At 74.6% G+C, this 20,524-nt stretch carries 16 protein-coding genes; 11 read left to right on the top strand and 5 right to left on the bottom strand.

From position 1 onward, the window contains the following. Positions 1-13 precede the first annotated feature (13 nt). Genes EKG83_RS35370 through treZ form a run of 4 tightly spaced genes read left to right on the top strand, consistent with a single transcriptional unit; the run spans position 14 to position 6,442 of the window. A complete protein-coding gene (locus tag EKG83_RS35370) occupies positions 14-373 on the top strand; it encodes a hypothetical protein (RefSeq protein ID WP_033433366.1) in 360 nt (119 codons plus the stop codon). 50 nt (positions 374-423) lie between these two features. Next, complete coding sequence (gene glgX / locus EKG83_RS35365; RefSeq protein ID WP_033433367.1) at positions 424-2,550, top strand: glycogen debranching protein GlgX; 2,127 nt, start codon at positions 424-426, stop codon at positions 2,548-2,550. Next, the gene (gene treY, locus EKG83_RS35360) at positions 2,547-4,727 is read left to right on the top strand and encodes a malto-oligosyltrehalose synthase (protein ID WP_033433368.1); all 2,181 of its coding nucleotides are present in this window, start codon (positions 2,547-2,549) and stop codon (positions 4,725-4,727) included. The genes glgX and treY overlap by 4 nt, the downstream gene beginning before the upstream one ends. After that, positions 4,724-6,442: a malto-oligosyltrehalose trehalohydrolase gene (gene treZ / locus EKG83_RS35355; protein WP_033433369.1), complete on the top strand. Its 1,719-nt coding sequence runs from the start codon at positions 4,724-4,726 to the stop codon at positions 6,440-6,442. Before treY ends, treZ begins: the two co-directional genes overlap by 4 nt. On the opposite strand, the gene EKG83_RS35350 is transcribed toward treZ, so the two are convergent. Further along, entirely contained in the window at positions 6,411-6,902 is a 492-nt protein-coding gene (locus EKG83_RS35350; RefSeq protein ID WP_051766460.1) for an ANTAR domain-containing protein, read from the bottom strand. The two genes, treZ and EKG83_RS35350, sit on opposite strands and share 32 nt — an antisense overlap. Before the next feature lie 336 nt (positions 6,903-7,238). Between EKG83_RS35350 and EKG83_RS35345 the strand changes: the two genes are divergently transcribed. The 4 genes from EKG83_RS35345 (at position 7,239) to EKG83_RS35335 (ending at position 10,250) form a co-directional block, all read left to right on the top strand. Beyond that, entirely contained in the window at positions 7,239-7,418 is a 180-nt protein-coding gene (locus EKG83_RS35345; RefSeq protein ID WP_033433370.1) for a CsbD family protein, read from the top strand. After that, the gene (locus EKG83_RS35340; RefSeq protein WP_033433371.1) at positions 7,405-8,034 is read left to right on the top strand and encodes a UdgX family uracil-DNA binding protein; all 630 of its coding nucleotides are present in this window, start codon (positions 7,405-7,407) and stop codon (positions 8,032-8,034) included. The genes EKG83_RS35345 and EKG83_RS35340 overlap by 14 nt, the downstream gene beginning before the upstream one ends. Positions 8,035-8,431: 397 nt before the next feature. Beyond that, entirely contained in the window at positions 8,432-8,626 is a 195-nt protein-coding gene (locus EKG83_RS47235) for a hypothetical protein (RefSeq protein WP_033433372.1), read from the top strand. Next, on the top strand, positions 8,601-10,250 hold the full coding sequence (locus tag EKG83_RS35335) for an HEXXH motif domain-containing protein (RefSeq protein ID WP_033433373.1): 1,650 nt from the start codon (positions 8,601-8,603) through the stop codon (positions 10,248-10,250). The genes EKG83_RS47235 and EKG83_RS35335 overlap by 26 nt, the downstream gene beginning before the upstream one ends. A 2-nt stretch (positions 10,251-10,252) precedes the next feature. On the opposite strand, the gene fxsT is transcribed toward EKG83_RS35335, so the two are convergent. Genes fxsT through EKG83_RS35320 form a run of 3 tightly spaced genes read right to left on the bottom strand, consistent with a single transcriptional unit; the run spans position 10,253 to position 16,793 of the window. After that, complete coding sequence (gene fxsT / locus EKG83_RS35330) at positions 10,253-14,284, bottom strand: FxSxx-COOH system tetratricopeptide repeat protein (RefSeq protein WP_033433374.1); 4,032 nt, start codon at positions 14,282-14,284, stop codon at positions 10,253-10,255. Beyond that, positions 14,281-15,297: an AAA family ATPase gene (locus tag EKG83_RS35325; protein WP_033433398.1), complete on the bottom strand. Its 1,017-nt coding sequence runs from the start codon at positions 15,295-15,297 to the stop codon at positions 14,281-14,283. Before EKG83_RS35325 ends, fxsT begins: the two co-directional genes overlap by 4 nt. Further along, a complete protein-coding gene (locus tag EKG83_RS35320) occupies positions 15,297-16,793 on the bottom strand; it encodes a VMAP-C domain-containing protein (RefSeq protein ID WP_153278661.1) in 1,497 nt (498 codons plus the stop codon). The genes EKG83_RS35325 and EKG83_RS35320 overlap by 1 nt, the downstream gene beginning before the upstream one ends. 121 nt (positions 16,794-16,914) lie before the next feature. Here EKG83_RS35320 and EKG83_RS35315 point away from each other — a divergent pair, with 121 nt between their 5' ends. Further along, on the top strand, positions 16,915-17,643 hold the full coding sequence (locus tag EKG83_RS35315; protein WP_033433399.1) for an SDR family NAD(P)-dependent oxidoreductase: 729 nt from the start codon (positions 16,915-16,917) through the stop codon (positions 17,641-17,643). A 48-nt stretch (positions 17,644-17,691) separates the two neighbouring features. Here EKG83_RS35315 and EKG83_RS35310 read toward each other — a convergent pair whose 3' ends face one another. Beyond that, positions 17,692-18,207, bottom strand: coding sequence for a lytic polysaccharide monooxygenase auxiliary activity family 9 protein (locus EKG83_RS35310; protein WP_033433376.1), 516 nt, complete (start codon positions 18,205-18,207; stop codon positions 17,692-17,694). 445 nt (positions 18,208-18,652) lie between these two features. Between EKG83_RS35310 and EKG83_RS49280 the strand changes: the two genes are divergently transcribed. Beyond that, positions 18,653-18,775 carry a hypothetical protein gene (locus EKG83_RS49280; RefSeq protein WP_265590301.1) on the top strand — a complete coding sequence of 41 codons (123 nt, stop codon included), beginning with the start codon at positions 18,653-18,655 and terminating at the stop codon, positions 18,773-18,775. A gap of 262 nt (positions 18,776-19,037) precedes the next feature. After that, on the top strand, positions 19,038-20,516 hold the full coding sequence (locus EKG83_RS35305; protein WP_228122332.1) for an aKG-HExxH-type peptide beta-hydroxylase: 1,479 nt from the start codon (positions 19,038-19,040) through the stop codon (positions 20,514-20,516). Positions 20,517-20,524 lie beyond the last annotated feature (8 nt).

Genomic DNA, 20,524 nt, shown 5'->3' with positions numbered 1-20,524 from the left:
GTGGCATTCACCCGTGAACACCGAGCTCGTCGCCCGCACCGGGTTGTTGCCCGAACTGCCCGCCCAGACCGCCCCCGTCGCGACCCGCGCCGCGCATCCCGCCGACGTGCTCGAAGCGGCCGTCGAACGGGTCCTCACCGCGGTCCGGCCGTCGAACCTGGCCGACCCGCAGTCCGGCACGCACCACGCCGAGGAGTCGCTGCGCGACGCCCTGCGCCGCACCGAGGCCGGCGCGAACCCCGCCCTGGGCCAGGCCGTGGCCTGCGCCGAGGCGGCCGCCGAACACCTCCGCTACGCCGAGCTCCAGGAAGCCCGCCTGCTGCTGGTCGCGGCCCGCGGTCAGCTCGTCAGGTCGCACACCGGCAGGTCTTGATCTACAACGGTAGGGGTCGGTAAGTCTCAGCTCGTCCGGAGGAAAACCCTGTGCGGCCCTGGCCCGGAACTCCCTACCCGCTCGGCGCCACCTACGACGGCGTCGGCACGAACTTCACCCTCTTCTCCGAGGTCGCGGACTACGTCGAGCTGTGCCTGTTCCACGACGACGGGACCGAGACCCGGGTGCGGCTGCCGGAGGTGGACGGCTTCGTCCACCACGGCTACCTCCTCGGTGTCGGCCCCGGCCAGAAGTACGGCTACCGCGTGCACGGGCCGCACGACCCCGACCGGGGCCTGCGGTGCAACCCGCACAAGCTGCTGATCGACCCGTACGCCAAGGCGATCACCGGCGCGGTGGAGTGGCACGAGTCGCTGTTCGGCTACCCGTTCGGCTCGCCCGAGGAGCGCAACGACCAGGACTCGGCCGGCCACGTGCCGCTGTCGGTCGTGGTCAACCCGTTCTTCGACTGGGCCAACGACCGCCCGCCGAAGACGCCCTACAACGAGACCGTGATCTACGAGGCCCACGTCAAGGGCCTGACCATGCTGCACCCGGAGGTGCCGCAACGGCTGCGCGGCACCTACGCGGGCCTGGCGCACCCGGCGGTGATCGAGCACCTGAAGAGCCTGGGCGTGACCGCGATCGAGCTGATGCCCGTGCACCAGTTCATCAGCGACCACGTCCTGGAGCAGAAGGGCCTGAGCAACTACTGGGGCTACAACACCATCGGCTTCTTCGCGCCGCACGAGGGCTACGCGGCGCTGCCGGAGAACGCCGGGCAGGTGCAGGAGTTCAAGGGCATGGTGCGCGCCCTGCACGAGGCGGGCATCGAGGTCATCCTCGACGTGGTCTACAACCACACCGCCGAGGGCAACCACCTGGGCCCGACGCTGTCCATGCGCGGCATCGACAACCAGGCGTACTACCGCCTGGTCGACGACGAGCCGAAGTTCTACATGGACTACACCGGCACCGGGAACTCGCTGAACGTGCGCAGCCCGCACACCCTCCAGCTGATCATGGACTCGCTGCGCTACTGGGTCACCGAGATGCGGGTCGACGGGTTCCGCTTCGACCTCGCCGCCACCCTGGCGCGCGAGTTCTACGACGTGGACCGGCTGTCGACGTTCTTCGACCTGGTCCAGCAGGACCCGGTGGTCAGCCAGGTCAAGCTCATCGCCGAGCCCTGGGACGTCGGCCCCGGCGGCTACCAGGTGGGCAACTTCCCGCCGCTGTGGACCGAGTGGAACGGCAAGTACCGCGACACCGTGCGCGACTTCTGGCGCGGTGAGCCGGCCACGCTGGGCGAGTTCGCCTCGCGCATCACCGGCTCGTCGGACCTCTACAAGGACGACGGCAGGCGGCCGTACGCCTCGATCAACTTCGTCACCGCGCACGACGGCTTCACCCTGTCCGACCTGGTCTCCTACAACGGCAAGCACAACGAGGCCAACGGCGAGGACGGCCGCGACGGCGCCGACGACAACCGCTCGTGGAACTGCGGCGTCGAGGGGCCGACCGACGACCCCGAGGTCAACGAGCTGCGCGTGCGCCAGCAGCGCAACATGCTGGCCACCCTGCTGCTGTCCCAGGGCGTGCCGATGCTGCTGCACGGCGACGAGCTCGGCCGCAGCCAGCAGGGCAACAACAACGCCTACTGCCAGGACAACGAGCTGTCCTGGGTCGACTGGTCGCTGGCGGAGAAGAACCGCGAGCTGGTGGACTTCACCGCCGCGCTCACCGAGTTCCGCAAGCGCCACCCGGTGCTGCGGCGGCGCCGGTTCTTCCAGGGCAAGCCCATCCGCAAGGGCGACGAGCTGCGCGACATCGCCTGGTTCACCCCGGCCGGCGAGGAGATGACCGAGCAGGACTGGGAGAGCGGCTTCGGGCGCTGCATCGTGGTGTTCCTCAACGGCGAGGGCATCCCCGACCTCGACCAGCGCGGCATGCGCGTGCTCGACGACTCGTTCCTGCTCGCCTTCAACGCCCACCACGAGGACATCGAGATCACCTTGCCCGAACCCGGGTACGGCGCCCAGTGGACCGCCGTCGTCGACACCGCCACCGGCGCCGTGGTCACCCCCGAGCTGGCCGGCGACCCCATCCCCGCCGGCGGCACGCTCACCCTCACCGCCCGGTCCCTGGTCGTGCTGCAGCGGACGGGACAGGAATGAGCGGGACACCACCGGGCGCCCCCACCTCGACCTACCGCATCCAGTTCACCCCCGACTTCACCTTCGCCGACGCGGAGGCGGTGGTGGACTACCTGGACGCGCTGGGCGCGGGCGCGCTCTACGCCTCGCCGGTGCTGGAGGCCGTGCCCGGCTCCACGCACGGCTACGACGTGGTCGACCCGACCCGGGCCCGCGAGGAGCTGGGCGGCGAGGCCGGCCGGGTGGCGCTGAGCAAGGCGTTGCGGCAGGCCGGCCTCGGGTTCGTGCTCGACATCGTGCCCAACCACATGGCGGTGGGCGACAACGACGTCAACCCCTGGTGGTCGGACGTGCTGCGGCACGGGCGCGGGTCGCGCTACGCCGGCTACTTCGACGTCGACTGGGAGGCGGGCAAGCTGCTGCTGCCCTTCGCCGGCGACGAGGGCTCCGAGGAGGAGCACGAGCACTACCGGCTGGCGTTCTGGCGGCGCGGCAACGCCGAGCTGAACTACCGGCGGTTCTTCGACATCACCACGCTGGCCGGCGTGCGCGTGGAGGACCCGGAGGTGTTCGAGGCCACGCACGGCGAGGTGCTGCGGTGGGTGGCCGCGGGCGAGGTGACCGGCCTGCGGGTCGACCACCCCGACGGCCTGGCCGACCCCGGCGGGTACGTGCGGCGGCTCAAGGAGCGCTCCGGCGTGTGGCTGGTGGTGGAGAAGATCCTCGGCGCGGACGAGGCGCTGCCCGCGAGCTGGCCGGTCGAGGGCACCACGGGCTACGACGCGCTGCGCGAGGTGTGCGGGCTGTTCGTCGACCCGGCGGGCGAGGCGGGGTTCACCGACCTGGCCCGCGACCTGGGCGTGCCCGTCGACTTCGCCGAGGTCGAGCACACCAGCCGCGCGCTGGTGGCCGACACGATCCTGCGCGCCGAGGTGCGCCGGATCGCCGCGCTGGTGCGCCACCCGGACCGCGCGGAGGCCGAGCGGGCCGTGGCCGAGGTCATGGTCAACTTCCCGGTCTACCGCTCCTACCTGCCCGAGGGGCTGGACGCGTGGCGGGCGGCCGTGGCCGCGTCCACGAGCCCGGCCGCGCGGGCGCTCGACGAGCAGGTCCGCGCCGACCCGGGCGGCGAGCTGGCCACCCGCGTCCAGCAGACCTCCGGCATGGTGGTCGCCAAGGGCACCGAGGACACCGCGTTCTACCGCTACACCCGGTTCGCGGCGCTCAACGAGGTCGGCGGCGCGCCCGACCGGTTCGGCGTGCCGCCCGAGGAGTTCCACCGGCGGGCCGCGCTGCGCGAGGCCGGGACGCCGCTGGCCATGACGGCGCTGTCGACGCACGACACCAAGCGGTCCGAGGACGTGCGCGCCCGGCTGGCCGTGCTGGCCGAGATCCCCGACGAGTTCGCCGGGCACGTGCGCCGGTGGACCGCCGAGCACCCGATCGACGAGCCGTCGCTGAACATGCTGGCCTGGCAGTCCCTGGTCGGCGCGTGGCCGATCACCGCCGACCGGATGCGCGCCTACCTGGACAAGGCCGCCAAGGAGGCCAAGGTCCGCACCACCTGGACCGACCACGACGAGGAGTTCGAGGCGGCCGTGGCCGCGTGGCCCGACCAGGTGCTGGACGGTCCGGTGGCCGCCGAGGTCGCCGAGTTCGTCGACCGGGTCGTGCTGCCGGGCTGGTCCAACGCGCTGGGCCAGAAGCTGGTGCAGCTGACCGCGCCCGGCGTGCCCGACGTCTACCAGGGCACCGAGCTGTGGGACCTGTCCCTGGTCGACCCCGACAACCGCCGCCCGGTCGACTACGAGGTGCGGCGCAGGCTGCTGCGGCGCATCGAGGAGGGCTGGCTGCCCGACGTCGACGACTCCGGCGCGGCCAAGCTGCTCGTGGTGCACCGCGCGCTGCGGCTGCGCCGGGAGCGGCCGGAGCTGTTCCGCGGCTACCGGCCGCTGCCGGCGAGCGGCCCGGCCGCGCGGCACGCGGTCGCCTTCGAGCGGACCGGGCTGGTCGCGGTGGCCACCCGGCTGCCCGTCGGGCTGGCCGACGCGGGCGGCTGGGGCGACACGGTGCTGCCGCTGCCGCCGGGGGAGTGGACCGACGTGCTCACCTCCCGCCCGGTGCCCGCCGGTGCCCCCCGCCTGGCGGACCTGCTGGACCGCTACCCCGTTGCGCTGCTGGTGCGAGGAGATCGGTGACTTTCTCGGTGTGGGCCCCGGCGCACGAGCGCGTCCGGGTGCGGGTCGACGGCCGCGAGCACGACATGGTCGCGGGCGAGGGCGGGTGGTGGCACGCCGACGTGCCCCGCGAGGCGGGCGCGGACTACGCGTTCGTGCTCGACGGCGACGCCCTGCCCGACCCCCGGTCGCTCTGGCAGCCCGACGGCGTGCACTCCGCGTCCCGGGTCTACGACCACTCGGCGTTCCCCTGGACCGACTCGGCGTGGACCGGGCGCGGGCTGCCGGGCGCGGTGGTCTACGAGCTGCACATCGGCACGTTCACCCCGTCGGGCACCTTCGACGGCGCGATCGGGCGACTGGACCACCTGGTCGACCTGGGGATCACCCACGTCGAGGTGATGCCGGTCAACTCGTTCGACGGAACCGCAGGCTGGGGCTACGACGGCGTGCTGTGGGGCGCGGTGCACGAGCCCTACGGCGGGCCGGACGGGTTCAAGCGGTTCGTCGACGCCTGCCACGCGCGCGGGCTGGCCGTGCTGCTCGACGTGGTCTACAACCACCTCGGGCCCTCCGGCGCGTACCTCGACCGGTTCGGGCCCTACTTCGCGGGCAGCAACGACTGGGGCCCCGGCCTCAACCTCGACGGCGAGGGCTCGGACGAGGTCCGCCGGTACGTGATCGACAACGCCCTGGGCTGGCTGCGCGACTTCCACGTCGACGGCCTGCGGCTCGACGCCGTGCACGCCCTGGTGGACCGCAGCGCGCTGCACCTGCTGGAGCAGCTGGCCACCGAGGTGGACGCGCTGTCGGCGGGGCTCGGCCGGCCGCTGACGCTGATCGCCGAGTCCGACCTCAACGACGCCCGCCTGGTCACCGCGCGCGAGGGCGGCGGCTACGGCCTGCACGCCCAGTGGGCCGACGACCTGCACCACGCGCTGCACGTCGCGCTCAGCGGCGAGACGTTCGGCTACTACCCGGACTTCGAGGGGCAGCTCGGCCGGACCCTGCGCGACGTGTTCCTGCACGCGGGCACCTGGTCGTCGTTCCGGGGCCGCCACCACGGCCGCCCGGTCGACCGCAGGCTGCCCGGCTACCGGTTCCTGGCCTACCTGCAGAACCACGACCAGGTCGGCAACCGCGCCACCGGCGACCGGCTGTCGGCGAAGGTGCCGCCCCGGCGCCTGGCCGTCGGCGCGGCCCTGGTGCTGTGCTCGCCGTACACGCCGATGATCTTCATGGGCGAGGAGTGGGGGGCGAGCACGCCGTGGCAGTTCTTCGCGTCGTTCCCGGACCCGGAGCTGGCCGAGGCGGTGCGCACCGGCAGGCGGCGCGAGTTCGGCCGGCACGGGTGGGACGAGCAGGAGGTGCCCGACCCGATGGACCCCGCCACGGTGCGGCGCTCGGCGCTGCGCTGGGACGAGGTGACCGCCGACGGCCACCGGGAGCTGCTGGAGACCTACCGGGCGCTGATCGCGCTGCGCCGGGAGCGGCCCGAGCTGGCCGACCCGCGGCTGGACCGGTTCGAGGTGCGGGAGCGGGACGGTGTGGTGGAGCTGCACCGCGGCCCGCTGCGCGTGCTGGCCAACCTGGGCCCGGACGCCGAGGTGCGGTTCGACGGACCGCCGGACGTGCTGCTGGCCTCCGCCGGTGTGGAGGTCGCCGGGCAGGTCGTGCGCCTGCCCGGCGACTCCTTCGCGGTGCTCAGCCCTCCGGTAGCCAGCCCACCTCGGTGAGCTTCTCCGCGAGCAGCTGGCCGGCCAGGGTGACCTGGTCGGCCAGCTGCCGGCGCACCTCGGGCTGCTCGTCACCGGCCCCCTGCGCCGCGTCGTACGCCGCGACCAGCCGCCGGGCCGCGTGCACCACGTCGACCCCGGGCCACTCGGAGGCGGCGACCCGGCCGTTCGGCTCGGCGGACTGGTGGACGGCGCGCACGGCCTGGCGCGGTCCCAGCTCGGCCGAGAGGTCGAGCAGCTTGAGGGCTATCGTGTGCAGCTTCACGTTGTGGTGCTGCGACATGCGGACGAGCAGCTGGAACCCCTCCTGCGGGGTGCAACCCTGCACCGCGGAGATCAGGCCCGTGGCCTGCCCGATCACGGTGCGTGTCTGCACGGCTTTGCGCAGCCCTCTCACCTCGGCTTCAAGGCTGGCGATCCGCGCGGTCAGCGAATCGTCACGGCCGTTGTCCCCGACCACGGTCGGGCTCCTCTCTCACACGTGGGTACCGGTCAGCCAGGCCAGCAGTGCAAGAGCCGCAACGGACACGCGGGTGCCGGCCCAGGCAAGCCCACAGCTCTCGCTGACCCTGGTGCCCTCTCGGGCGCCGGGTGGCTTGCGGCTGGCTTTTCAACCGCGTAGACGATCACCGTAGTCGAGAGAGGGTGGCTCGGTGCAACCGGACCGCCCTCGGCGCGGCGAACGCGCTGCCCGCGGGGCCGGTCGGCGCCACCCGCGGCGGTCGTGCTCCCGGTTTCCCCGATCGGCTGACGGGTATCCACCTGGTGAGATGGCAGTCTAGGAAGGGATTCTGTCGTGGGTGCCGACGAGAAGTTCGACAACAAGGCCGAGGAGCTCAAGGGCCGCGCGAAGGAAGCGGTCGGTGACGCCACGGACAACGAGCAGTGGCAGGCCGAGGGCCGCGCCGAGCAGGCCAAGGGTTCCCTCAAGCAGGCAGCGGAGAAGGTGAAGGACGCCTTCCGTGGCGACCACTAGCCGGACCGGCAGCGCCGCCCCGTTCGTGCCGGAAGGCGCGGACCTGGCGGCGCTGCGGCGCGCCGCGGCGGGGTGCCGCGGGTGCCACCTGTACGAGGACGCCACCCAGACCGTCTTCGGCGCCGGGCCCGAGGACGCCCGCCTGGTGTGCGTCGGCGAGCAGCCCGGCGACGTCGAGGACCGCCGCGGCGAGCCGTTCGTCGGCCCCGCGGGCAAGCTGCTGGACAAGGCCCTGGCAGAGGCCGACCTGGACCGCGAGGGCGTCTACCTGACCAACGCGGTCAAGCACTTCAAGTTCACCCTGGACGCGCGCGGCAAGCGGCGCATCCACAAGTCGCCGGTGCGCGGCGAGGTCACGGCGTGCGTGCCGTGGCTGCACGCCGAACTGGCGCGGGTCGAGCCCGACCTGGTCGTCTGCCTCGGCGCCACCGCCGCCAAGGCCGTCCTGGGCAACGACTTCAAGGTCACCGAGCGCCGCGGGCGGCTGGAGCGGGCGGGCGGGCACGACGTCATCGCCACGGTCCACCCGTCGTCGGTGCTGCGCGCCCCCGACCGCGACGAGGCGTACCGGGGCTTCCTGGCGGACCTGCGCGTCGTGCGCGAGCACCTGGGCTGAGCACCCCGGAACGTGGAGCGGCCCCCGGATCGCTTCCCGCGCCTGGGCGCGGGCCGAGCTGGACTGGGCTCGGGATCACGGGGGCCGGGTGGCTGCCTGGGATTCGCCCGGACCACCTTGGGAAAAGAACGGTCCTAGCGGACAGCCACCTCACGACGAGTCCTGTAGCTATACAACTTCGGACCACCTCCTTTCTCGTGTAACACGAACCTATGCGAGCCCGGGCGCGTCCTGCAACGTAAATTCCGTTCGTCACAACGGGCTGCTCCACCGCGCCACGCGTTATATAATCCGAGCGGCCGAGCCCTCTCCTGTTAGAGTCGTCCCTCCCCTGTCGCCACGCGCGGCCGGGGGATCGCGCACGGGCGTTCGGAGCAGGCAGGAGGAGACGAGCGAAGTGACGGCGAGTTCGCCACCGAGTCCCGCAGCGGACCCGTTCGACCCCACCTCCCTCCCGCTGGCCGAACTCGGCGCCCTGTGGACGCCCGCCCTGGCCGATGCGGTCGAGCGCACCCTGGCGGCCGCGGCGTGCGGCGAACCCGCGGAGGCCGTCCAGGAGCAGGCGGATGTCCTCCGAGACCACCACGGCTGAACCGCGCACCCGGGCGCACCTGTCCGATGCCGACTTCGACCTGATCTGCGCGGGCCCCGTCGACGCCAGGGTCATGGGCGTGCTCCACCGGGCCCAGTACGGGCGCCGCAGGCTGGCCCTGCGCACCCTGCTGGAGGTGGCGCGGCGTACGGGGGCGCACGACGCCGAACTCGCCTGGGAGGTCCTCGCCGAGGCCGAGCGCCGCGATCCCGCCTCGGTCGAGGACGTGCTGATGGCGCCCGCGGTCGGCACGTGGCTCGCGCGGGCGCTGAGGCGGGGTGTGGCGCGGGTCGGCGTCCTGCACGCGGTCGCCGCGGCCGCGGCGATGCGGGCGGGGATGGCGGGGCGGCTGGTCGTGCCGGTCTCGCACGACGTGGTGACCGTGCCCACGATCGGCCAGTACGCCGCGCCGGGGGAGGCGCCGACCGCCGAGCTGGGCTTCGGTGGTCCGGGCGAACCCGTGCGCGTCGACGGGGTCGCCGTCGGGCTCCGCCCCTTCCGCCGCCACCGCAGCGAGGCGGGCGGCCTCGTGCTGGACGTGACCGTCGACGACGTGGACCCGCACCGCGGGTTCGTCGAGCCGGCGTCGCCGGACCCGCTCGACCCGGCGGAGCACGGGCGCTGGTGCGACCTGCTGGACGAGGCGTGGGCGCTGCTCGTCGAGCGGCACACCGGGTACGCGGTCGAGCTGTCGGCCGGCCTGACCAGCCTCGTGCCGCTGCCCGCCGGCAGCGGGGTGGTCGGCGCGTCCTCGGCGAGCGCGTTCGGGGCGGTGGCGCTGTCGGCGGTCGGATCGGCCGCCGAGTTCGCCGAGACCCTGGTGCACGAGATCCAGCACTCCAAGCTCAACGCCGTGCTCGACCTGGTCCGCCTGCACGACGAGGACGGGGCGAAGTGCCACTACGCCCCCTGGCGGGACGACCCGCGGCCGCTCACCGGTGTGCTGCACGGCCTCTACGCCTTCACCGGCGTGGTCGAGTTCTGGCAGGCGCAGTCGCCGGGGAGCTTCGCGGCCGCGCTGCGCGCGCGTCAGCTGCGGCTCGCCCTGGCGGAGGTGGGCACCCGCCGGCTGACCGGCGAGGGGCGCCGGTTCGTCGCCGCGGTGGCGCGCAGGCTCGCGGCGCTCGAACCGGACCCGGCCGCCTCGCCCCACGCCGGCGTGGTGGATCGGATCACCGCCGACCACCGGGCCGCCTGGCGGGTCCGGCACGTGCGGCCCCACCCGGCGGACGTCGCGGCGCTGGCCGACGACTGGCTCGCCGGCCGGGCCCGCTCGACGCGGCCGCGTGCCGAGGTGGTGGCGACCGGTGAGCGGGTGTCGACCGACCGGGCGGCGCTGCTGAGGGCCAGGGCGCTGACCCCGGAGCGCTTCGCCGCGACCCCGCGCACCGGCCCCGACGCCGCCTACGCCCGCGACGACCTGGTCACGGCGGGTGCGGGCTACCTCGACCGCCTGCGGGCCGACCCGGAGGACGGCGCCGCCTGGGTGGGGCTCGGGTTGGCCGGCGGTGCGCCCGCCCTGCTGGACGAGCCGCACGTGGCGCGGGCCGTGCACCGGGAGGTCCGGCGCCGGGGCGCGCCCGCCCCCGATCCGCTGCCGCTGGCCCGGTGGCTCGCCGGCTGAACTCACATCTGCATCGTGTCGGTGTCGCAGTCGACCCGCTCGGACCGGGGCGCCGGGTGCTCCTCGCCCAGCGCCGCCCGCACCTCCCGGTGCAGCCGGGCGGACGCGGCGTGCTCGCCGAGCGCCCGCAGGTCGCGTGCCAGGTTCAGGGTCACGGCCAGGGTGGCCGGGTGCCCGGGCCCCAGCACCCGCTCGGATCGCCGCCGGGTGTCCGCGTCCAGGTCGGCCGCCGCCCCGTGCTCACCCGCCGCGGCCAGGTCGCTCGCCAGGTTCGTCGCGGTCACCAGCGCGTAGGGGTGGTCGGGGCCGAGGGTTCGGTGCAGCACCTCGGCGGCCCCGGCGTTGCGCTCCCGAGCCCGGTCCAGGTCGCCCAGCAGGCGCTCGGCCACGGCCAGGCTGGTCGCCGCGACGAGGGTGAACGGGTGCTCGGGCCCGCTCGTCCGGGCGAACTGCCGGTGACCGCGCTCGGCCAGCTCCCGCGCGGTCCGCAGGTCGCCCAGGTGCCGCAGCGCCACCGACAGGCTGACCATCGACGTGGAGGTGTCGAGGTGCAGCTCGCCGTGGCGGCGCCGGTAGCGGGTCAGGCACTCCTCGGCCAGCAGCCGCGCACCCGCGTGGTCGCCGGCCCGGCAGCGGGTCACCGCCAGGTTGCGCATCGTCCCGAGGGTGTGCGGGTGGTCGTCGCCGAGCAGGCCGCGCTGGCGCGCCAGGGTGTCGTCCAGCAGGTCCAGCGCATCGTCGTGGTGGCCGCACTCCCGCAGGTCCATGGCCAGCGCGGTGAGGGAGCGCAGCGTGCTCAGGTGGTCCGCGCCCAGGATCTCGGTGCGCCGGCGCGCGGTGTCCTCGTCCAGCTCCAGCGCTTCCGCGAACCGGCCCGTGCCGCGCAGCGAGCTGGCGAGGTTGTTGGCGTACCGGAGGGTTTCCGGGTCGTCCGGCCCGAGGACGCGCAGCGCCCGCGCCAGCACCTCCTCGCGCAACCGCAGCTCCTCGGCCAGGCGCCCGGCCCGGCGGCGGTCCGCGGCCAGGACGTCCAGCATGTCGATGACGGCCTCGTGGTCGTCGCCCACCTGCGCGCGCAGCTCGGCGTAGGTCGACTCGTTGAGCGACCTGGCCTCGTCGGCGCGGCCGAGCCGCCGCAGCCCGATCCCGTGCAGGCGGGCCATGTCGAGGGTGGGCAGGTCCGCCCGGCCCATGGCCGAGCGCCAGGCGGTCGTGCTCTGCCCGGCCAGCTCCGCGGCACCACCGAAGTCGCCCACCTCGACCAGGTACCGGACCGAGTTGATCAGCATCCGCCGGACGAGGCCGTCCAGGCACTCCACCGCGCGGCACTGGACGACGTGGGGCAGCAGCCGGGCGTAGCGGGGCCAGTCCTCGACCCGGTAGGGGTCCCCGGGGTCGTTGTGGGCCAGCAACAGGTGCACCACGTGCCGCGAGCGGTCCTGCTCTCCGGCGTCCAGGCGGCTCGTCAGCACCGCCTGCGCCAGGGGGTGCATCCGCACGGTCTGGTCGCGGTGGTCGATCTTGGCCAGGCCGTACCGGCTGATCTCCCGCGTGGCCCGGGCGAGCGCGACGGGGTCCTCCAGCGCCGCCACCAGCTCGGGCGACACCGGCGCCGCCCGGACGCCGCGGAACAGCCGCAGGGGGACCGGCTCGGCGCCGAAGAAGGCGCACAGCCGCAGCAGCTCCAGCGCCACGGGGTGCTCCCGCGCCAGGCGCACCAGCGGCACGTGCCAGGCCGCCGCCACCGGCAGCGGGTAGTCGCCCGCCACGCCGGCGGCCAGCAGCTCGGCCCGGTTCGCGGCCAGCAGCTCCAGGTACTCGGCCGTCCCCATGCCGGTCCGGGAGCGCCAGACAGCGGCCTGCTCGACCGCGAGCGGCAGGTCGGCGAGCGCGTCGGCGAGGGCGTCGGCGTCGGCGCGGGAGAGGTCCGGGTCGTGCCCGCGCAGCAGCGCGACGCTCTCCGCCCGGCTGAACCGGTCGACCCGGACCGGGCGCGCGTGCCCGGACCACGCCGGGTCGCCCGAGGTGACGATGACGTGGCCACCCGACGGGAGGAACGGGAGCAGTTCGCCGGGAGCGCCCGCGTTGTCGAACACGAGGAGCCACCGCGCGTGCGGCCTGCCCTCGCCCAGCGCGCGGAGCAGGCCCGACACCGAGGAACCGGTGGGCAGGTCGAGCCTGCCGGCCAGCTCGACGAGGGCGGCCCGGACCTGCGCCTGGTGCTCCGCGGGCACCCACCACACCACCTGGTACTCCGGGGCGTGGCGGTACAGGTACTCCAGCGCCGCCTGGGACTTGCCCATGCCGCCCGCGCCGTGCAGCACCACCGGGCCCGGTGTCCCGGTCAACAGCGCCCGGACCGCCTCCAGCAGGTCCTCGCGCCCCACGAAATCGGGGTTGCGCAGCGGCATCGGTCCCAGGACGTCGGGCCGGTGCTCCGGCACCGCGCGGCGCCGGGGCGGCGCGTGCGCGACCCGACCGCGGCCCAGCAGCACCGCCAGGCGGTTCGCCCTGGCCAGGTAAGGCCCGGACAGGGCGCGGAACACCGCCTCCTGCACCCGCAGGTGGGGCGCGTTCGCCGCGGAGGGCTCGGGAAGCCCGACCTCGTCGGGCGCGTCGACCGCCCGCGCGTAGTCGTGCAGGGCCGTGTCCGACGGTCCCGCGTGGTCGCCCAGCAGGCGGACCACGCGGACGGTGTCGGCGCGGTGCAGCCCGGCCAGCAGCTCCTCCCGCACGCCGGGGCGGAAGTCGTACTCGACCGGGCCGCCGCCCTTGGGCAGCCGGACCAGCAGGTCGCCCAGCAGCACCTCGGCCAGCGCGGTGAGGCCGCTGCCGGGCACCGCCACGCGCTGCACCAGCTTCATCGACGCCAGGTCGAGCGGTGCCGCGGCGAGCAGGCCCGCCAGGCGGAACGCGGTCACCGACGCGACGGTGCGGAACCGCAGCACGCGTTCCCGCGGCGTCGGCTCCGGGCCCGGAGCCGGCTCGGGCGCCGGTTCGCGGCGGAAGGGGCGCACCGCGGTCGCGGTCACCTCCACGGGCGCGGCGCCGGGCTGCGACACCAGCCTCGCCCAGGCGGCCATCCAGTCCGGGGACAGGGCCAGCACCGGTACCACCGTGCCGGGCTCGCGGGAAGCGGTGAGGTCGGGGTCCAGCGGTGTCGCGCGCAGCAACCGGTTGGGTGCGCCGGGGAAGGGCGCGGAGAGCTGGAAGCGCGAGGTGCCCAGGGCGCTCCACGACCACAGGCGCCGGTCCAGCGCCTGCACCACGGCCACGGGCATGACCCGGCCCCACCGGTGCAGCACGTGGCCCGCCGCGCCGCTGCGCCAGGCCCCGCCCACGCCGTCGGTGAACACCAGCACCACGCGGCGACCGGTGGGGTCGGCCAGGCGCGACCACGGCACGGGCGTGGCGGTCGGGCCCTCCGGCCGCACGCGCAGCTCCGCCGGGTCGGCGGGGGAGAAGTCGACCCGGTGGTGGCGGACGTCGCGGAACGCGCCCTGGCGGCGCAGCAGCTCGGCGAACTCGCGCGCGGTGTGCTGCCAGATCGCCATGGAAGGGGAGGTGTCGACCACCAGCACCAGGTCGAACGGGTGCGCGGGCTCGGGGCGCCACGCCGGCATCCACAGCCCGTCCTGCGCGGCGTGGCGGGCGGTCGCCTCCTCGTCCAGCTCGCGCCGCCACGGTGACGGCGCGGTGCGGTCCAGCGGGCGGAGGGCGCGGGCGATGCGGGCCCGCTCGGGCAGCACGGGCACGGCGGGCAGCGGGGTGGTGGCCGCGGCGGTCGCGTCGGTGGTCGGGCGGACGCCGGTGGGCGGTGCCGGGACGCGCTCCTCGGGCGGCCGCGGTTCGACCGGCCCGGCCGGGTGCGCCTCGTCGGGGGGTGCGACGGGGTGCGCTCCCGGCGCGGGCCGCCCCCCGACGTCCGGGCGACCGGCGGAGCCGCCGGCCACGACCAGCCGGGCGAGCCACAGCGCGTCGCGCAGCTCGCGCACGGTCAGCCGGCCGCTGCCCGGCGGCGGGGGACCGGTCATCCGGACTCGGCCTGGAGCGGGTGCCAGATGGCCTCCAGCACGGCGGGCAGGTCGTCGTCCGCCCGGTAGGCGCCGGAGGTCGCCAGCCGCACGGCCAGGTGCACGCCGTTGAGCAGCTGGTCCGCCGCCAGGCCGCCGCCGACCTCCTCGCGCCGCTCCAGGAACCTCCGGATCAACCCGGCCACGTCCACGCCGTGCGTGTCGTCGAAGTGCGCGGCCACCATCCGGCCCAGCTGCTCGTGGTCCGGCGGTTCCACGTGCAGGCGCAGGCACCTGCGCAGGAAGGCTGGCGGGAACTCGCGCTCGCCGTTGCTGGTGATCACCACCACCGGGAACTCGCGGCAGCGGACGACGCCGCCCCGGATCACCGCCTCGCCGCCGGTGTCGTGGGTGAGCACCCGGACCTCGGGGTGGCTCCCGGCGATCCGCACCAGTTCCGGGATGGGGTACTCGCCTTCTTCGAAGACGTTGAGCAGGTCGTTGGGGAGGTCGATGTCGCCTTTGTCGAGTTCGTCGATGAGCAGGACGCGGGGCAGGTCGTAGGGGAGCAGGGCGGTGCCCAGGGGGCCGAGGTGGATGTAGTCGCCGATGTCCGCGTCGCCCGGTCCGCCGCCCGCCGCGCGCACCCGGCCGATGGCGTCGTAGAAGTACAGGCCGTCCTTGAGCGTGGTGCGGCTGGTCACCGGCCAGCGCAGCACCGGGCCGAGCCCCAGCTCGCGGGCGATCAGGTGGGCCAGCGTCGACTTGCCCGTGCCCGGGTCGCCGGTGACCAGCAGCGGGCGGCGCAGCAGCAGGGCCGCGTTGACCATCGCCACCTCGTCGGGGTGCGGCACGCGCGGCACCGCGGTCCGGCCGACCCGCCGGTCGCCCTCGCCGCCGTCGTCGGTCGGGCGGGACGCCTCGCCGGTGCCGGGGAAGCGCCGCCACGGCGGTGCCTCCGGCAGGGCCGCCACGGGGTGGGCCGCCACACGACCCGTGCCCCGGTAGACGTACCAGTCGGTGTTGTCCACCATCACACCCCTTCCGGCGCCGTCGGGTGCACCGGCAGCACCACCCGCGACGGGTCGTCCCACAGGACCGTCAGACCGCCGTCGCCGCCCGCCTCGAACACGTCCGACCGCGCGAGCCGCACCCGTTCCAGCAGGTCGCGCGGGTTGTCCTCGTGCAGCAGCCGCCTGGCCCGGGCCACGAAGCCGTCGTCCGAGCCGGCCCGGTCCCAGATCACCACCGGGATGCCCGCGCGCAGCCCGACCGCGATCTCGTCGCGGCCCCGCGACTCCGGGTGCGGCGGCGAGCTGAGCACCAGCGACACCGCGGCGGCGTCGCGCTGGAGCTTCGACATCAGCTCGCGCACAGCCCTCGCGCTGCCGTCGCCGCCCCAGCACGTGGCGTCCTCGTGGATCGCGCCCGTCCGGTCGAGCTGGGAGCGCAGCAGCTCCCAGCGCTGGTGCCAGGACCGGTGGTACTTGCGCGCCGCCATCCGCTCCAGGCTGCGCACCGCCACCGGGTAGCGGCAGCCCAGCGGTTCGGGCAGCGGCGCGTCGGTCTCCCACGGCCACTGGTCCACGTCGAGGTTGATCAGCTCGGCGGCCAGGACGAACTCGACGTGCACGCGCGGCGCGAACCCGGCCCAGTCCGCCTCCAGCCCCTCCACCGCCTCGGCCACCCGGTGCTTGACCGCCTCCAGGTCGCCGGTGAAGTCCGCGCCGCGCACCGGGTGCCACCCGGTGGACAGGTCGAGCTGGTGCCACTGGGACAGCCGGTGGACGTCGCCGCGCAGGCCCTCCCGGCACAGCTGGAACACCACGTAGGCGTCCGACGGGCGGGCCGGGGCCGCGACCCGCCCCTCCCGGACCTCCCATCGCGCGGACGCCACCTCCGCGGCCAGGTCCAGCGCGGCCGCCTGCCGGTCGACCCAGTGGTGCAGCCGGACGGCCAGCTCGGTGCGCACGCGCGCCGCGATGTGCTCGACGAACAGCAGCGACCGCGGCACGCCGTCCGGGCGCGCGTTGAGCGTTTCCAGCGTGCGGAAGACCTCCTGGTACGTGGTGGACCCGCGCAGCGGCGGCGCCGACGGGCCCGCCACGGCCAGGTAGACGCCCTCGATGTCGGGGACCACCACACCGGACAGCAGCGCCAGCACCTCGCCGCGCGCCTCGTCGGACCACAGCGCCAGCGTGGTCATGTCCCGCACCAGGTCCCGCAACGCCACCATCGGGCGCGAGTCCTGCTCCAGCATTTCCAGCACCCGCACCAGTGCGGAAAGCCTTTCCGGGCGGCGGCAGCACACCTCCGCGATGCTGAACAGGTGGCCCACCGGGTACTTGTGGTCCTCGACCGGGAGGTGTTCGCGCAACGCCTCGCCCACCATCCGCACGACGAGTTCCCGCCCGCTGCGGTCGGCCAGCATCGGGATCCGCCGCAGGGCCGTCACCAGCGGCATCAGCGGGGTGCTCTCCTCACCGGGGTCGCCCCGGGCCTGTGCCGCGCCACTCGGTGCCCATGCCACCCGCGCCCCCTCGTGATCGCGCCCGCGTTCCGCGGCGTTCATGGTAGGGCGAATTCCCCGGCACAGCACCAAGTCCGATTCCCGCCGGACGGGAATGTGCTTTCCCGCCACCATCATCGGCATGGAATTCGAGGGCAGGGTCGCGCTGGTCACCGGCGGCGGCAAGGGGATCGGCGCCGCGGTCGCGGTGCGCCTGGCGGAAGCGGGTGCCGACGTGGCGGTGACGTGCCGCGGTTCGGCGGACGACGTGGTCGCGCGGGTGGAGGCGTTGGGGCGGCGCGTGCACGTGGTGCGCGCCGACAGCGGTGACGCCGCGGCGGTGGCGGCGGCCGTGGACGAGGTCGTGGAGGTGTTGGGGCGCTTGGACGTCCTGGTCAACAACGCGGGGGACTTCACCGTCGGGCCGGTGGAGGAGCTGGGGGTCGAGGACTTCGACCGGACCTTCGACGTGAACGTGCGGGCGATGTTCGTGGCGGTGCGGGCCGCGCTGCCGCACCTGGGCGACGGCGGGCGGGTCGTGAGCATCGGCAGCAACGTCGCCGACCGCGCGGTGTTCCCCGGGCTGTCGCTGTACTCCGCGAGCAAGGCGGCGCTGGAGGGGATGACCCGGGCGCTGGCGCGGGAGCTGGGGCCGAGGGGCATCACGGTGAACCTCGTGCACCCCGGCCCGACCGACACCGACCTGAACCCCGCCGACGGCCCGAACTCCGCCGTGATCAACGGGTTCACCGCGCTCGGGCGGTACGCGGAGCCCGCCGAGGTGGCGGCCGCGGTGGCGTTCCTGGCCTCGGACGAGGCCCGCTACGTCACCGGTGCCCGGCTGCACGTCGACGGCGGTTTCACGGTCTAGCGGCGGACGGGGTGGGGCGCGCCCGCCGCGGCGCGCCCCACCCCGCGATCAGCTCGCGTTCACGTCGATGCAGGCGTAGAACGCGTTCGCGGTGTCACCGATGTTCCAGATGGCGAGCACCGTCTGGCGACCCGAAGCGCCCAGGTTCACCGAGTGCGACACGGTGGCCGGGGGCTGCTGGTTGCCGCCGTCGAAGAAACCGACCCGCCGGCCGTCCACGTAGTACTCGTAGTTGGCCGTGCGGTGCCGCGCGGTGAAGGTCCAGTTGAACGTGACCGTGCGGCCGGTGTTGCTGACCCTCCAGCCCTTGCTGTTGTCGTTGAGCTCGGCGAAGCGGGCGACCCCGCCGTTGCAGCTGCGCAGGCCCTTCGGGCCCTCGACGCTCTGCGGTTCCCACTGGATGGCCCCGCACGACACCGTCTTGGCGGCGCACTGGGCCTGGCGGCTGGGCGGTGACGACACGTAGCCGTGCGCGAGGGCGGGTGCCGACGGCAGGGCGACGGACACGAGCGGTGCGGCGAGCACGCCGGCCGCCACCGCGGCGATCCTTCGGCGGAGCGACATGTGGACTCCTCTGCTCGGATGGGCGGAAACGCTTGTGGCGAACGCCGACCCGATTGCGCGTGGGTGGTGTGCAGGGCGTTCACCCAAACGCGGCGGCCGGTCTAGACCATACTCTCTGTGATTGCCTGGTGACAACTACCAACCTCGGGGTCGGCACCAACGCCGAAGACCCGCACCCCTCTCGAGGGGCGCCATCCGAGCGCGTCGGGCCCCTGGGTCCACCGACAGGGCTCGACGGTGGACCGGCAAGCGGTTTCCGACGCGGCGGTTGCCCCACCCGTCGGAATGGACCTGTTGGCCGCCATCGGAATATCCGGCTGGGTGCTGCGGCGCGTGCGCACCTTCGGGCATGATGGCAATCGGGCGGGATCGGGAGGCGGTCGACATGTCTGTGGAAACACCTCGAGAACTGTCCTCGGAGTTGTTGGACCTCACCGCGACGTCGTTGTTCGAGATCAGATCCCTGCGCGACCCCGCGTTGGCCCGGGCGGTCCGCCGCACGCTCGACCGGTTCCGGTCCGGCGACTACGGCGATTCCGTCCAGGAGCAGGCCCAGTTCAGCGGGTAGGCGCGTGGACGCCGTCGCGCTGAGCACGCACCGCCTGCCGCGTTTCGTGTTCGACGAGATCTGTTCGGGATCGGTGTCCGCCACTGGAATGGCAATTTTGCGGACAACCCAGTACAGCGTTCGAAGGTTACGCCTGCGCGCTTTCCTGGCGGTCGCTTCCGGGGTCGCCGCGCGACTCGGTCCGTTCGCCGACCTCGACCGGGCGTGGACATTGTTGGCCGAGGCCGAGCAGCGTGCCCCGGAGGTGGTCGAGGACGTCCTGATGAGCCACTCCGCGGGGGTGTGGCTGAGCCGGGCGCTGCGCCAGGTGCTCGGCACCCCCACCGACGCCACGCCGCTGTGGTCGGAGGTCGGCTGGTTCAACGCGGTCGTCGCGGCCGCGGCCGTCCGGGCGGGCCTGCGGTGCGAGGTCGCGGTGCCCGTGGTGCACGGCGCGGTGACCCTGCCGACGGTGGGCACCTGCCTGCTGCCGCACCGGTTCCCGGTCGGGCACGCGACCCTGCGCACCACGCCCGCGGGCGTGGAACTGGACGTGGCGGGGAGGCCGGTGCCCGTCCGGTGGGAGCCGGTCCCGAGGCAGCGCGGCACCGCCCGCGGCCGCGTGATCGAGGTGGTGCTCGACGACCTGGAGCCCTACCGGGAGTTCGGTGCCCCCGTGCCGCCGCGACCGCTGGACCCCGCCGAGCGGGACGAGTGGCACAAGCTCCTGGGCGAGGCATGGGACCTGCTGACCACGCGGCACCCCGGTCCGGCCGAGGAGCTGTCCGCCGGGCTGGCCGCGGTGGTGCCGCTGGACTCGCGGCGTGACGTGTTCGCCGCGTCCTCGGCCGCGGCGTTCGGCGCGGTCGCCATGTCGCCCAAGCGGTCCGCGACGGAGTTCGGCGAGGCCCTGGTGCACGAGCTGCAGCACTCCAAGGTCAACGCCCTGCTCGACCTCGTCGAACTGCACGACGGCGGCGACGCGCCCGTGCACTACGCACCCTGGCGCGACGACCCGCGCCCGGTGGAGGCGTTGCTGCACGGTGTGTACGCCTTCGTCAGCGTGGTCGAGTTCTGGCACGCCCAGCGCGACGTCCTGCCGCCGTCACTGGCCCGCCGGGGCGAGTTCAACCTCTGCCACCGCGCCCGGCAGGTCGGCTCGGCCCTGGACGGGATGAGCCGCCTCACCTCGCTCACCGACCTCGGACGCGAGTTCGTCGCCGCGGTGGCCGCCCGGCTGGCGGTCTGCGACGCGGTGGCCCGCACCCCGGAGGTCGCCGCGGCCGTCGAGGCGATGACTGCCGACCACGCGGTCACCTGGAGGCTGCGGCACGTCCGTCCCGACCCGGGCACCGTCTCCGCCGCGGTGGCGGCGTGGCTGGGTGGCGGTGAGGCCCCGGGCGACCCCCGGCGCGGTCGGGTGGTGCCCGCGACGGCCTCGGGCGAGTCGCTGCTGACCGCCCTGCACCGGCTGCGCGCCCTCGACCCGTCCGAGTTCGACCGGGTCGCGAACCGGCGCGGCCCGGAGTTCGCCCACCTGCGCGGGGAGCGCGACGCGGCCGCCGAGGGGTACGCCGCGCGGTTGCGCGCGGCGCCCCACGACGTCACGGCGTGGGCGGGCCTGGCCCTCGCCCTCGACTCGACCGCGCTGCGCCGGGTGCCCGAGCTGGTGCGGGCGACCCACCGCGGCGTGGCCGCCCGCACCGGTGCGGCCCCGCCGGCCGCGGAGCTGGTGGCCTGGTTCGACCGGACCGTCGGATGAGCACCCGG

This window comes from Saccharothrix syringae (assembly GCF_009498035.1).
Taxonomy (GTDB): Bacteria; Actinomycetota; Actinomycetes; order Mycobacteriales; family Pseudonocardiaceae; genus Actinosynnema; species Actinosynnema syringae.
The sequence above is the reverse complement of the archived record's forward strand: the minus strand, read 5'-3'. Positions and strand labels throughout refer to the sequence as shown.

Coding starts and splice junctions, on each gene's coding strand:
- EKG83_RS35315 (WP_033433399.1), top strand. CDS start 16,915: ATGGAATTCGAGGGCAGGGTCGCGCTGGTCACCGGCGGCGGCAAGGGG.
- fxsT (WP_033433374.1), bottom strand. CDS start 14,284: ATGACCGGTCCCCCGCCGCCGGGCAGCGGCCGGCTGACCGTGCGCGAG.
- EKG83_RS35335 (WP_033433373.1), top strand. CDS start 8,601: ATGTCCTCCGAGACCACCACGGCTGAACCGCGCACCCGGGCGCACCTG.
- EKG83_RS35310 (WP_033433376.1), bottom strand. CDS start 18,207: ATGTCGCTCCGCCGAAGGATCGCCGCGGTGGCGGCCGGCGTGCTCGCC.
- EKG83_RS35305 (WP_228122332.1), top strand. CDS start 19,038: ATGAGCCACTCCGCGGGGGTGTGGCTGAGCCGGGCGCTGCGCCAGGTG.
- treY (WP_033433368.1), top strand. CDS start 2,547: ATGAGCGGGACACCACCGGGCGCCCCCACCTCGACCTACCGCATCCAG.
- EKG83_RS35325 (WP_033433398.1), bottom strand. CDS start 15,297: ATGGTGGACAACACCGACTGGTACGTCTACCGGGGCACGGGTCGTGTG.